Below are 13,359 nucleotides of genomic sequence, written 5' to 3'. Positions count from 1 at the left end.
ATTCTAGCGGATTTCCTTTAGGAAAGCATTAACCCGTGTCAGGTCGAGATGCCAATGACAGAGTTCTTCTTCCTCGTACATTAAAACTGGCACCTTTTCGTCAAAGCGGGCTTCTAGTTCGGGGTCGGCATCGACATCTCGAATATCCAGTAAAAATGGATAGGTTTGTTGCAACTGTTTTAACTGCGCCAGCATGGTATGACACAAACTACAATACTCGCGAAAGTAGAGGGTCAGGGTAATGGGTGGTGTCATTTATTCTGCCCCAACAGGAATAGCAACAAACAAGGTGCCGCCACCACGCAGAATACGCAGCGCCAGTGCACCACCGGGTTTGGCCTCATTGACAGCTTGGCGGAATTGTTCGCTATTGCTCAGCATCTCGTTACCAACCCCAATAATCACATCGCCCGTTTGCACCCCAGCACGCTGAGCCCCTGCACCGATTCGCTGCACCAACAAGCCAAATTTCACCTGAAAGCGTGCCAGTTGTGCCGCTGGTAATTCAATTAGCTGTAAACCTAAACGCGGAGCAGCCACTTGACCGGCAGGTTCAGGGTTCCGCTTCGGTTCGCGTTGTGCCAGACGGCCCTCTGCTTCGCGGATCTCATCCGGTGTCACAGAGACCAGTCGCAGGCCACGATTACGCCAAATTTCTAATTGAATAGGCTTACCGGGTTGGCTATTACCCACTTGACGCGGTAAATCAGCAGAGTTTTCAATCGCCTGCCCATTGACCTTCAAAATAATATCGCCAGTGCGTAACCCTGCACGCTCAGCCGGCCCCCCCGGCTCTACCGCATTGACCAAGGCACCATTGGCAGAGGTCAGGCCAAAAGAGGCCGCTAAATCACGCGACAGCTCTTGAATGGTGACACCAATCCGGCCACGCACCACACGGCCTTTGTTTTTCAGTTGATCAGCAATTTGCATCGCCACATCAATCGGGATAGCAAAGCTAATCCCCATAAAACCACCAGAGCGGCTGTAAATTTGCGAGTTAATCCCAACAACTTGGCCATTCATATTGAACAACGGACCACCAGAGTTACCCGGATTAACGGCAACATCAGTTTGAATAAAAGGCACATAGGATTCATCTGGCAACCGACGCCCTTTAGCCGAGACAATCCCCGCTGTGACCGAACTTTCAAAACCAAAGGGAGAGCCAATCGCCACCACCCACTCACCGACTTTCAGTTGCGCAGGATTACCCAAAGAAACCGACGGCAAATTATTGGCCTCGATTTTGAGCAATGCCACATCCGTCCGCGCATCGGCGCCAATCAATTTGGCACGATATTCACGCTTGTCAGTGAAAATCACGGTGATTTCATCTGCTTTTGCTACCACATGGGCGTTGGTTAACACATAACCATCTGGTGAAATAATAAAGCCAGACCCCAGAGAACTGGCTTGAAACTCACGCTGCGGTGCAGTTTGTGGTTGACCAAAACGGCGGAAGAATTCGAATAACGGATCGTTTAACAATTCATCGGGAAATGGCGAGGCATTTTGCCGTTGTCGTACCGTTTGCTTAGTCGAAATATTGACCACTGCACGGCCTTCTTTTTCAACTAATTGTGAGAAATCGGGCAGATTATTCACCAGTGGTGCCGCCGTTACCGGCATCGCCACGGCCAACAGAGCAGCAAGACTACTGGCAATTAAGAGTTGGCTGAATTTTTTTTGAGCTGACATGGCTTCTCCACACAACGCCGCTGTTGCGGTAAGCGACGTAAAATCACAGGCTGAAACACAGCATTGCCACGGTATTTGGCTGCGTATTGTCGAATCATCAAGAGTGAACCCAAAAAGGCAACCACTGCGGCTACCACTGAAACCAACTCACTCATCAGCGCCCCCAACATGGCACCAAAAAATAGGGCCAATAACGGCACGACATAACCCAGTAGCGCACTGCGGGTCAGTGCTTGTTCAGCGACAGCAACCACCACTTGATCCCCTGGTTGAGAGTGCAGAGGATCGAGGACTTGATATTGTTGTGGTTTAAGCGCAAAGACACGAGCTATCGAAAGTGAACGACACCCATGAACAGGGTCGCAATTTGGGCAAGCTTGATGAGGACGGGTTTCTACCCATGCCATGCCATCTGCTACAGAGATGACATACGCTTCTGTTTCAATCATAAGGGTCGTGGGCTAAAAAATCGGCGGATTAACGTTTTGCTGAAACGGATTCAGCAATATCACGCAAAGCATTATCCGGCAAATCACCTACCACCGTCACTCGCATTCCATCACGCTGACGAATGTAAAGCCGTGTGGCGCCTTGACCTTCCATCTTAACAGGTCGCATTTGTGGCTGTACCGGCTCAATAAACACGGAAAAACGCGCTAAACCATCGCTAAAAGTCAAATGCCGCACGGCTTGCCGACCGTCGGGGAAAGTGCGGCTGCGATCTTTCAATAGATAGAAACCGGCAGGTAAGGTCAAGATGTCGGTGGTGGCAACATTATTGTTCGTGGTTGGTGGCTCGACAAAGCGCCGTTGTTCAGGAAATGCGGGTTTTGGCCAAGTGTTGGGCGGCGGGACTTGGCGAGAGAACGCCGTAAACATCAGTCTCTCTAATACCTTGCCATCAACATCTAACACTTGGGTTTTCATCACCATACCGCTATCCGGTTGAAAACAGACATGGCGGACAAACCGATTCGGCTCAATCGGCACCAATGCCCACCACAGGCAATTTTGTCCAGCGGCACGATCAAGATGTAATCGCTGTAAGCGATAGTGGTTAAGAATATGTTTTGGCTCACCAGTAAAGATATTGGGGTAGGGACGAGCGAGTGCCGTGTGCGCCGCCATTTTGCCGGCATGGTGCGGAGCAAATAAACGAATCAGATGACCGTCACGCCATGCTTCCCATGTTTCGCCTTCGAGAGAACTGCGTTTTTCTAATACACCATCAGGACTCCAATGGTGAATAATCTGTAATGCAGTCAGCTGTGCATCGGCATGTAATACATAGCTACCTTGATAGCTGGTTTGCTGAGCGGCGAGTGTAGCTTTCTCCAATAATGCGACGCCCGCCTCGTTATTTGCCATTACCCAGCTTGCCTGACATAACAAGCCGATGGCCAGCCCGTGGCGCCAGCGCATCAACGATTTTCTCCAGACAGGGCCACTCGTTGTGCCATCACGGGCGCAAACACCCCTTCTTGATGTGCATAAAGATAAGGGTTATTGACACCCACATCACGCCATGCCACTGCCGTTTGGTCGGCCACCATCGGCGCCCGCGCCGAGACTGTTGATTCTGCTTTCACACTGACAGCAGCAACAGGAGTCGCCGACACCGCCGATTCCCACTGTGGTGCAAACCACCAACTCAAAGCAAACACCGATGCTGCCGTGGCAGTAAACCACCAAGCCGAGGGCATCATGCGTGGTTTTGCTGGCGGTTGTTCTTGGATAGGAATCACCGAAGGTGCAGGTTCAACAGCATCAGCCGTTGGGTCAGCGGTGATCGCATTTTGTGGCGCTGCTTTTTGTTCAAAAGCCCGTGGTGCTAGAATCACCGGTTCATGTTGTAGGGCTTCGCGTACTCGATCAGCCACCGAACGGCCCACCACCCCCGCATCGCCCCGCAAGGCGTCACCGATAAGGTGATAGGTCTGCCAACGCTCGTTTAATAGCGCGTCGCTTGCGGCCAATCGAGCTAAACGGGCAGATTCGGCAGGGTCGTCAACCTCACCATCTAACCACGCCGACAGCTCGGCCAGCTTATCCTCATCATGTTTTGACATCATTACCACCTTCTATCTTCAGATGTTTCCAGAATCGGGCGCAAACGCGCGGCAATCGCTTCGCGAGCACGGAAAATACGCGAACGTACCGTACCAATCGGACAATCCATCACCCGTGCAATTTCTTCATAACTCAGCCCTTCCAATTCGCGCAGCGTAATAGCAGTACGCAACTCTTCTGGCAAGGCTTCTGTGGCAGCGTGAACAGTGGCGACAATCTGCTTATTGGACAATTCCGCCTCAGGCGTCGCCAAATCACTACCGTGAGCAAAGGAATCTTGCCACTCGCCTTCGTCATCTAGTGTATCGCCGTTTACCACAATTCGACGACTGCCAGCACTGATGTAATTTTTGGCAGTATTGATGCCAATTCGATACAGCCATGTGTAAAAAGCACTATCACCACGGAAGTTCGGCAAAGCCCGATACGCTTTGACAAAAGCTTCTTGCGCCGCATCCTCGACTTCGGCAGGGTCGCGCAGATAGCGACTGATTAACCGCATGAGGCGCCGTTGATATTTCAAAACCAACAGATCAAACGCACGAGGCTCACCTCGTTGTGCTCGGCGCACCAAATCTTCATCGACTTCTCGTTCAGTCATGATTCATTATTCTTTCGTTACGCAGGTCGTCCCAATCAAGATTGGATTGAGATAACGTCACTTGGCCAAGTTACCGCGAACATGCAGTGGGTACGGTGAACAGCTGCGACACACTGCTTACATTTCAGTGCACTGTGCTACATTTGATACACGCATAAGTTGTCAGGTAAGAACAACGATGGTGGCAAAAGTTCCCAACAAAACAATCTTCTGCTTTAGATTGCCAATCATTCCCTTGTTGCAGTTTGATGAAGATATTGCATCTTCTATTTACGCCTAAACCAAGCACTTGCTAGAATACCAAGCAATTGCTCGGTAACCCCGCAGCACAACCCCAGTTTCCTTCAGGAGAGTTACTATGACCACAGCCGGCCAGCGCTTCCGTCAAGCCGTTCAAGAAGAACACCCACTCCAAGTTGTTGGGGCGGTGAATGCCTATGCCGCCCGTCTTGCTGAACATTCGGGTTTCAAAGCCTTATATCTGTCCGGTGGCGGTGTGGCGGCTTGCTCTTGCGGGATTCCAGACTTGGGCATCACCACATTAGAAGATGTGTTGATTGATGTTCGCCGGATTACTGAAGTCACCGAACTGCCGTTGTTGGTGGACATCGATACGGGTTGGGGTGGCGCCTTCAATATCGCGCGCGCTGTCCGCGCTTTGGAAAAAGCCGGTGCCGGTGCCGTGCATATTGAAGACCAAGTGCAACAAAAACGCTGTGGTCACCGCCCAAACAAGGCGATTGTTAGCCAAGAAGAAATGGTTGATCGGGTGAAAGCCGCAACCGACGCTCGCCGCGATGACAGCTTTGTCATTATGGCGCGTACCGATGCGCTGGCAGTTGAAGGTTTACAGTCGGCTATCGACCGTGCCCGCGCTTGCGTGGAAGCCGGTGCTGACATGATCTTCCCAGAAGCCATCACCGATTTGGCCATGTATAAGCAATTTGCTGAAGCAGTTGGCGTGCCTGTATTGGCCAACATCACCGAATTTGGCTCCACACCACTGTATACCACACAAGAATTGGGCGAAAACGGCGTTAGCTTGGTGTTGTATCCCCTGTCCGCATTCCGCGCCATGAGCAAAGCCGCATTGGCGGTCTATGGCAGCCTGCGTGAACACGGTACACAAAAACACGTGGTTGATTTAATGCAAACCCGCATGGAATTGTACGATCACTTGGGCTACCACGACTACGAACAGAAGCTCGATGCGCTGTTTGCCGAAGGTAAAAATAAATAACCGAATTTAATAAGGGCGTTGTGCACACTGACACAACGCTTTACCACGCAGTTGCCTCACTTAATGTCACTGCCTACTCAGGAGACTCACCCATGACCGAAGCAGCACAAGCCCCTAAAGTTAAAAAATCTGTTGCCTTGTCTGGCGTAGCCGCTGGTAACACCGCTTTGTGTACCGTTGGCCGTACCGGTAATGACTTGCACTACCGTGGTTACGACATTCTCGATATCGCGACCACCTGCGAATTCGAAGAAATCGCTTATCTGCTGATTCATGGCAAATTGCCAAACACCGCCGAATTGGTCGGTTACAAGAAAAAATTGAAAGCCTTGCGTGGCTTGCCAGTGGCAGTGAAAACCGCATTGGAAGCCTTGCCAGCCGCCAGCCATCCAATGGACGTGATGCGTACCGCAGTGTCGGTGTTGGGTTGTGCCTTGCCAGAAAAAGATGACCACAACAGCCCCGGCGCGCGCGATATCGCCGACCGTCTGATTGCATCCTTGGGTTCGGCTTTGTTGTACTGGTACCACTTCAGCACCAACGGCAAACGCATTGATGTAGAAACCGATGATGATTCTGTCGGTGGTCATTTCTTGCATCTGTTACATGGCGAAAAACCTTCCGAACTGTGGGTAAAAGCCATGCACACTTCGTTGATTCTGTACGCAGAACACGAATTTAACGCTTCGACCTTCACTGGCCGTGTGATTGCCGGCACAGGGTCGGATATGTACAGCGCCATCACGGGTGCCATCGGTGCTTTGCGTGGTCCAAAACACGGCGGTGCCAACGAAGTGGCATTCGAAGTGCAAAAACGCTACGAAACCCCAGACGAAGCCGAAGCCGACATCAAAGCACGTGTCGAGCGTAAAGAAGTGGTGATTGGTTTTGGTCATCCGGTTTACACCATCTCCGATCCACGTAACAAAGTGATCAAACAAGTGGCACAAGAGTTGTCCGAAGCCGCTGGCGACATGAAGATGTATGACATCGCTGAGCGTTTGGAAAGCGTGATGTGGGACATCAAGAAAATGTTCCCGAACCTCGATTGGTTCAGCGCCGTGTCTTACCACATGATGGGTGTACCAACCGCCATGTTCACCCCATTGTTCGTGATTGCTCGTACCACTGGCTGGGCAGCACACGTGATCGAGCAGCGCATTGATGGCAAGATCATTCGCCCAAGCGCCAATTACACCGGCCCAGAAAATCTGGAATTCGTGCCTATCGCTCAGCGGTAATCAAGCATGGGGGGGCTACGGCCCCCTTGCCGAGTTATGACTTCTCTTTTTGCATCGACATCATGAACACAGCAAACCGCAAACCTCTGCCCGGTACTTCCCTGGATTATTTCGACGCGCGCGCCGCAGTCGAGGCCATTCAACCTGGCGCATACGATACCCTGCCTTATACCTCGCGTGTGTTGGCAGAAAACTTAGTGCGTCGTTGCGATCCCGCTACCCTAACCGACTCTCTCAAGCAACTCATCGAGCGCAAACGCGATCTGGACTTTCCTTGGTATCCCGCACGGGTGGTGTGTCATGACATCTTAGGTCAAACTGCGCTGGTGGATTTGGCAGGTTTGCGTGATGCGATTGCAGAACAAGGCGGTGACCCAGCTAAAGTCAACCCAGTGGTCCCGACCCAGTTGATCGTTGACCATTCGCTGGCTGTTGAATGTGGTGGTGATGATCCAGACGCTTTTGCCAAAAACCGCGCCATCGAAGAACGCCGCAACGAAGACCGTTTCCACTTTATTGATTGGACGCGTACCGCGTTTAAGAATGTGGATGTGATTCCTGCTGGTAACGGCATCATGCACCAAATCAACTTGGAAAAAATGTCGCCGGTGATTCAAGTGCGTGACGGCATTGCGTTCCCAGATACCTGTGTCGGTACTGATAGCCACACCCCGCATGTTGATGCCTTGGGCGTGATTGCGATTGGTGTAGGTGGTTTGGAAGCAGAAACCGTGATGTTGGGCCGCGCTTCGATGATGCGCTTGCCAGATATCGTCGGTGTGAAATTGACTGGCAAACGTCAACCCGGCATTACCGCCACAGATATTGTTTTGGCATTGACCGAATTCCTGCGCAAGGAACGGGTGGTCGGTGCGTATGTTGAATTCTTCGGTGATGGCGCTGCCAGCCTGTCAATCGGTGACCGCGCCACCATCTCCAATATGTGTCCAGAATATGGTGCAACCGCTGCCATGTTCTACATCGATGAACAAACCATCGATTATCTGAAATTGACTGGCCGCGAGTCCGAACAAGTCGCTTTGGTAGAAAACTACGCCAAAGTCACCGGTCTGTGGGCAGATAGCTTGGTGAAAGCAGAATACGAGCGCGTGCTTGAGTTTGATCTGTCTAGCGTCGTGCGTAATATGGCTGGCCCATCCAACCCACACCGCCGCTTGCCGACCAGTGCCTTGGCCGAACGCGGTATTGCGGTGGATCTTGATAAGGCCAAAGCAGAAGAAGCACAAGGTTTGATGCCCGATGGCGCAGTGATTATTGCCGCTATCACCAGCTGTACCAATACCTCCAACCCACGCAACGTCGTTGCCGCTGGTCTGCTGGCGAAAAAAGCCAATGAATTGGGCTTGGTGCGTAAACCTTGGGTGAAATCCTCGTTTGCCCCCGGTTCTAAAGTCGCTGAGTTATACCTGCAAGAATCTGGTTTATTACCTGAGCTGGAAAAACTCGGTTTTGGTATTGTGGCTTTCGCTTGTACCACCTGTAACGGCATGTCTGGTGCGCTCGATCCAAAAATCCAACAAGAAATCATTGATCGCGATTTGTACGCTACAGCAGTGTTGTCTGGTAATCGTAACTTTGATGGCCGGATTCATCCCTATGCCAAACAAGCTTTCTTAGCATCGCCTCCATTGGTGGTCGCCTATGCCATCGCGGGTACGGTACGCTTTGATATTGAAAATGATGTCCTCACCGTGGTCGATGGCAAAGAGATTCGCCTGAAAGACATTTGGCCTTCTGATGAAGAAATCGACGCCATCGTTGCTGCCTCGGTAAAACCAGAGCAATTCAAACAGATTTACATTCCGATGTTCGACCTCGGTACAGTGGAAGAGGCCAAGAGCCCTCTGTATGACTGGCGCCCGATGTCTACTTACATTCGCCGCCCACCCTACTGGGATACCGAAGGGGTCGGTGCGCTGGCTGCCAACCCACGCACACTCAAAGGGATGCGCCCACTGGCGGTATTGCCAGACAACATCACCACCGACCACCTGTCGCCGTCCAACGCGATTTTGGCCAGTTCAGCCGCCGGTGAATATCTGGCGAAAATGGGCTTGCCAGAAGAAGACTTCAACTCGTACGCCACCCACCGTGGCGATCACTTGACCGCGATGCGCGCCACCTTTGCCAACCCACAGTTGGTGAATGAAATGGCTGTTGTCGATGGCGAAGTGAAAAAGGGTTCGTTGGCTCGCGTTGAGCCGGATGGCAAAGTGATGCGTATGTGGGAAGCCATCGAAACCTATATGGACCGCAAGCAGCCGCTGATTATCGTGGCCGGTGCTGACTATGGCCAAGGCTCTTCGCGTGACTGGGCCGCCAAAGGGGTACGTTTGGCAGGGGTAGAAGCAATTGTGGCAGAAGGCTTTGAGCGTATCCACCGCACCAACTTGGTCGGTATGGGTGTGCTGCCACTTGAGTTTAAGCCCGGTGTGAATCGCAAAACCCTGAACATTGACGGCACAGAAACCTATGATGTGATTGGTGAGCGCAAACCACGCGCCGACTTGACCTTGGTGATCCATCGTAAAAATGGTGAAACGGTCGAAGTCGCTGTTACCTGTCGTCTCGACACCGCAGAAGAAGTGTCGATTTATGAAGCAGGCGGGGTGTTACAACGCTTTGCACAAGACTTCTTAGCGTCTTCTGCTTCAGCTTAATTGTCCGATTGCTCTGCTGTCCCACTCTATGTTTTACACATGGAGTGGGCTGCCGGACTTTTTTTGAATGACCCCAATCGCGTGCTGTGCTGCCGCGCTTGATGAGGATTGATTGTCATGGCTCACCTACCTCAAATGAAAATCCCCGCCACATATATGCGTGGTGGCACCAGCAAAGGTGTGTTTTTCCGCTTACAAGATTTGCCAGCCAGTTGCCAAGTCCCCGGTGAAGCACGTGATAAATTATTCATGCGGGTGATCGGTAGCCCCGACCCCTATAGTGCCCATATCGACGGCATGGGTGGTGCCACCTCGAGCACCAGCAAGTGCGTGATTCTTTCTCAATCCAGCGTACCAGACCATGACGTGGACTATTTGTATGGTCAAGTCTCCATCGATAAGGCCTTTGTCGATTGGTCGGGTAACTGTGGCAATCTTTCTACTGCCGCCGGTGCCTTTGCCATCCATGCAGGTCTCGTTGATCCAGCACGAATTCCAGACAATGGCACAGCTGTCGTCCGAATTTGGCAAGCGAATATCCAAAAAACCATTATCGCCCATGTCCCTGTGGTCAATGGACAAGTGCAAGAAAGCGGTGATTTTGAACTCGATGGTGTGACCTTCCCTGCGGCAGAAATCGTATTGGAGTTCATGGATCCGTCTGATGATGGCGAAGAAGGCGGCTCGATGTTCCCAACGGGTAATCTGGTTGATGATTTAGAAGTGCCCGGTGTTGGGACTTTCAAAGCCACAATGATTACAGCAGGTATCCCTACGGTGTTCGTTAATGCGGCAGATATTGGTTACACCGGCACAGAATTACGCGAACAGATCAATACCGATCCTGAAGCATTGAAACGCTTTGAGGCGATTCGGGTGGCGGGGGCTTTACGGATGGGCTTAATTAAAACACCAGAAGAAGCCCTCAAACGCCAACATACGCCCAAAATCGCTTTTGTTGCCCCCCCCACTGATTATGTTGCTTCCAGCGGCAAAACAATCCAAGCCAATGAAATTGACTTATTGGTACGCGCTTTATCGATGGGCAAACTGCATCATGCCATGATGGGCACTGCTGCTGTCGCGATTGGTACCGCTGCCGCTATCCCCGGCACCTTAGTCAACCTCGCCGCCGGCGGTGGAGAACGGCAAGCAGTGCGTTTTGGTCATCCGTCTGGGACGTTGCGTGTCGGCGCAGAGGCCAAACAGGTTGATGGTACTTGGACGGTTACCAAGGCTATTATGAGCCGCAGTGCGCGAATTTTAATGGAAGGGTGGGTTCGAGTCCCCGCAGACACCTTTTAACTGAAACAAGGTTTGTTTTGCGCCAATGGGTCGTGACGCGATCCATTGGTGGGTAGTGTGTGTCGTTCTACCGGTGTGGCGATCCCAGGCACCGGTCCTTGTCGCCGTTCGGTGTTTACCGAACGGCGTTTTTCTTGCCGTACCGATTTAAGGGTGGTAGTACAAACCATACATCGGGCGTTGATCATTGTAGTTCAGCCAGCCACGAATCACCCGATACAACGTCCACACCCAAACTATCCCCAATACAATAAAACCGACACCTAGCCACGATGTCAGCAATCCCAGCCCAGTCCACAGCAATCCATACCAAAAAGTACGAATTTGCCAACGAAAGTGCGATTCTAGCCATGTACCGGCCACGGCATCACGCTTGAGATAGTTGATAATAATCCCCGCCACCGCAGGCAAGCCGCCGAGGAAAAAGGCAAGCCCCTGTAAAATATAGACAAATAGCGTCACTTTAGCCGCAGCGGCCAGTCGGTCAGGTTGATTCGGGTTAGGGTAGTACATAGACGTCTCCAAAGGAACCAAATATTCAGTAACAACCTATCATATACGGCAGCATCACATTTCATATAAATGTGATATGTTTTTTGACTTGGCTCAAGATAGAGAAGGACAAACTGCGTCAAATTGACGCAATCTATTTTAACTAAGCAAGGAGAACAGCGATGGCTCTGCTCAAAGAAATGCTGTCATCAGATGTGGGGTTGATGAGTCTAGGTACAATCGTCGTGGCGACGATTGTGGTGGTGGTCTGTGCCATTGTCTTTATTCGCAAAGCAAATGAAGAACCGCCAAAACAATAACCACGCCCCAAAAAACAACCCCGCGATGTGAAGCAAGGGATACTTGCTGTTTACATCGCGGGGTTTTTGTTGCGGCATTACCGCAGCTAATCCGATCAAGATCAGCCGATGGTCGAACCCAGCGCGTCGCCAGACTCGGCTTGAGCCGCTTCGGTCTTTGCTTTCACTGCCTTACGCAAGCTCTTGTACAGATCTGGATGCGTTTCTTTGAGATACTCAATGATTTCAAAGTCTTCGCGTTTCACTTTGGACAAATCGATTTGCTCGATGTGCACCAAGCGCAACAATTCGCGCACAGGCTTAGGCATGTTGCGGCCAGATTCGTAGCGAGAACCACCAGATTGCGTCACACCGATGCGGCTCCAGAATTCTTGCTGGTTCAAGCCCAGTTTGCGACGGATTTCACGAGGGTTTTGGATTTTTTCAAACAATTTCATTGATTGTGTGCGAGCAAGCCCGGCTAATGTGCACGGGTAGGGATAGCGCGTCGTCATCTAAACGACCCTGTCCTCGCCTCTCCTTTCTGTTCAGAGTGCTATCTTTAACGTTAACCACCACACCATCACTATTCGGTGTTGATATCCGTGATGGCGCCGATTTCATGCCTAGTGTTTACGGTAGGAGCAAGCTTGATTTTGCAATTTCATCTTCCTCGCTTACCAACAAAGAACATTCACTACAGCCTTTCCGACATAAAAACTATGTTGAAAGTTGCAGTGGTTGAATCATTTGTCCTCTCGTTTTGACTAATGAAACAACCGCTCCCTGAATTTTATAAACAATATCTTCAAAAAAACCAGCAAAATTTGCAAAAAACTTTTCTTACTGCGGTTTCTACTGATGGCCATCGCTAAAAAATGACCAATTCATTAGCCATTCTATGCAAAGAATGCGCCCATGACAAACAAGAGAATGTTACATATTGTTCAAAATGCAACATCTTTTCAGTTATAACAGATGAGTTCACAGCAGAAAAATTCAAGAGAAGAAAAATACAACAACAGAATAAAGCGGAGGTGGCGAGCCTTAACCCCGGCACTTGCAAATCATAGCTGTGGCTGCTTCCTTCCGGACCTGACCAGGTTCACTACATTGCAATGCGAGGAGACCCGCCATAGAGACAAGACGGCGGACTATATACCTATCCGTCTTGTTTGACAAGAGTCAAAGAAAAGAAATTTTTATGCTGCTTACAACCGGTTAGTCTTCTTTCTTAAACTGGTCGTGACAGCTTTTACAGGTTTTTTGTACTGCACCAAACTGTGGTTTGATTTGGGCTAAATCACCAGTTTGTGCCACTTGTACCAATTTTGCAGTTTCAGCTTGATGCTGATCGATGGCTTTTTTGAATTCGGCCGGTTTGGTCCAAATGTCAGCGCGGGAGTTGGTTTTGCCCTTGTCGCTACCGGCAGGAAAATGCTCCCATGGTTTTTTTGCCAAAGCATCCATATCGCTGGCCAACTTAGCAAAAGCGGCTTTGTCGTAAGGTTGTTTCCCTTTAATCACCTCACCCATCTGCTCACCGAACACTTTTTTGTATTCTTTGAAGACCGCTTTACGCGCTTCGATTGGATCTTGGGGGGCAGCATGAGCACCGAGAGCGGTACCAGCCAACACCGCAGCGAACAACAATTTTGTGATACGCATGTTTTTCATCTCCTGTTGTCATAAGACCATGACTGTTTACAACACAAACCGACATAGTATC

The 13,359-nt window shown here is 50.7% G+C and carries 14 protein-coding genes and 1 other RNA gene; 5 read left to right on the top strand and 10 right to left on the bottom strand.

Translation table 11 applies throughout. The features are described from left to right. Nucleotides 1–3: 3 nt before the first annotated feature. From ACTBZS_RS04295 to rpoE, 6 genes are read right to left on the bottom strand one after another with little or no spacing between them, the layout of a single operon-like run. Nucleotides 4–255 (bottom strand): glutaredoxin family protein, encoded by a 252-nt coding sequence (locus tag ACTBZS_RS04295; RefSeq protein ID WP_460429983.1) that lies wholly within the window; start codon nt 253–255, stop codon nt 4–6. Then, entirely contained in the window at nt 256–1,701 is a 1,446-nt protein-coding gene (locus tag ACTBZS_RS04290) for a DegQ family serine endoprotease (protein ID WP_463043368.1), read from the bottom strand. After that, nucleotides 1,668–2,150 (bottom strand): SoxR reducing system RseC family protein, encoded by a 483-nt coding sequence (locus tag ACTBZS_RS04285; protein ID WP_463043367.1) that lies wholly within the window; start codon nt 2,148–2,150, stop codon nt 1,668–1,670. Before ACTBZS_RS04285 ends, ACTBZS_RS04290 begins: the two co-directional genes overlap by 34 nt. A gap of 28 nt (nt 2,151–2,178) precedes the next feature. Continuing rightward, nucleotides 2,179–3,123, bottom strand: coding sequence for a MucB/RseB C-terminal domain-containing protein (locus ACTBZS_RS04280; RefSeq protein ID WP_460429980.1), 945 nt, complete (start codon nt 3,121–3,123; stop codon nt 2,179–2,181). Further along, entirely contained in the window at nt 3,123–3,773 is a 651-nt protein-coding gene (locus ACTBZS_RS04275; protein ID WP_463043366.1) for a sigma-E factor negative regulatory protein, read from the bottom strand. The genes ACTBZS_RS04280 and ACTBZS_RS04275 overlap by 1 nt, the downstream gene beginning before the upstream one ends. Continuing rightward, nucleotides 3,773–4,372 (bottom strand): RNA polymerase sigma factor RpoE, encoded by a 600-nt coding sequence (gene rpoE, locus ACTBZS_RS04270; RefSeq protein ID WP_460429978.1) that lies wholly within the window; start codon nt 4,370–4,372, stop codon nt 3,773–3,775. The genes ACTBZS_RS04275 and rpoE overlap by 1 nt, the downstream gene beginning before the upstream one ends. Before the next feature lie 358 nt (nt 4,373–4,730). On the opposite strand from rpoE, the gene prpB reads away from it, so the two are divergent. The 4 genes from prpB to prpF all read left to right on the top strand — a co-directional run bounded on the left by prpB (nt 4,731) and on the right by prpF (nt 10,839). Further along, the gene (prpB, locus tag ACTBZS_RS04265) at nt 4,731–5,612 is read left to right on the top strand and encodes a methylisocitrate lyase (RefSeq protein ID WP_022652821.1); all 882 of its coding nucleotides are present in this window, start codon (nt 4,731–4,733) and stop codon (nt 5,610–5,612) included. 92 nt (nt 5,613–5,704) lie between these two features. Next, the gene (gene prpC, locus ACTBZS_RS04260) at nt 5,705–6,853 is read left to right on the top strand and encodes a bifunctional 2-methylcitrate synthase/citrate synthase (RefSeq protein WP_022652822.1); all 1,149 of its coding nucleotides are present in this window, start codon (nt 5,705–5,707) and stop codon (nt 6,851–6,853) included. A 62-nt stretch (nt 6,854–6,915) separates the two neighbouring features. Further along, on the top strand, nt 6,916–9,534 hold the full coding sequence (gene acnD, locus ACTBZS_RS04255; protein WP_460429977.1) for a Fe/S-dependent 2-methylisocitrate dehydratase AcnD: 2,619 nt from the start codon (nt 6,916–6,918) through the stop codon (nt 9,532–9,534). A 117-nt stretch (nt 9,535–9,651) separates the two neighbouring features. After that, nucleotides 9,652–10,839: a 2-methylaconitate cis-trans isomerase PrpF gene (gene prpF / locus ACTBZS_RS04250; protein WP_022652824.1), complete on the top strand. Its 1,188-nt coding sequence runs from the start codon at nt 9,652–9,654 to the stop codon at nt 10,837–10,839. Nucleotides 10,840–10,986: 147 nt separating this feature from the next. Here prpF and ACTBZS_RS04245 read toward each other — a convergent pair whose 3' ends face one another. Then, nucleotides 10,987–11,352, bottom strand: a complete 366-nt coding sequence (locus ACTBZS_RS04245) for a DUF4870 family protein (protein ID WP_460429976.1) — start codon at nt 11,350–11,352, stop codon at nt 10,987–10,989. Between the two features lie 161 nt (nt 11,353–11,513). Between ACTBZS_RS04245 and ACTBZS_RS04240 the strand changes: the two genes are divergently transcribed. Beyond that, the gene (locus ACTBZS_RS04240) at nt 11,514–11,651 is read left to right on the top strand and encodes a DUF3149 domain-containing protein (RefSeq protein ID WP_022652826.1); all 138 of its coding nucleotides are present in this window, start codon (nt 11,514–11,516) and stop codon (nt 11,649–11,651) included. 101 nt (nt 11,652–11,752) lie between these two features. Here ACTBZS_RS04240 and ACTBZS_RS04235 read toward each other — a convergent pair whose 3' ends face one another. From ACTBZS_RS04235 to ACTBZS_RS04225, 3 genes are all read right to left on the bottom strand, one after another. Continuing rightward, a complete protein-coding gene (locus tag ACTBZS_RS04235; RefSeq protein WP_022652827.1) occupies nt 11,753–12,088 on the bottom strand; it encodes a helix-turn-helix domain-containing protein in 336 nt (111 codons plus the stop codon). A gap of 578 nt (nt 12,089–12,666) precedes the next feature. Next, nucleotides 12,667–12,765: signal recognition particle sRNA small type (gene ffs / locus ACTBZS_RS04230), an RNA gene on the bottom strand. Between the two features lie 86 nt (nt 12,766–12,851). Then, a complete protein-coding gene (locus ACTBZS_RS04225) occupies nt 12,852–13,298 on the bottom strand; it encodes a c-type cytochrome (RefSeq protein WP_460429974.1) in 447 nt (148 codons plus the stop codon). Between the last annotated feature and the right edge of the window lie 61 nt (nt 13,299–13,359).

This window comes from Aquaspirillum sp., from assembly GCF_055136605.1.
Note: the sequence above shows the minus strand (reverse complement) of the source record. Positions and strands in the feature narration are given on the sequence as shown.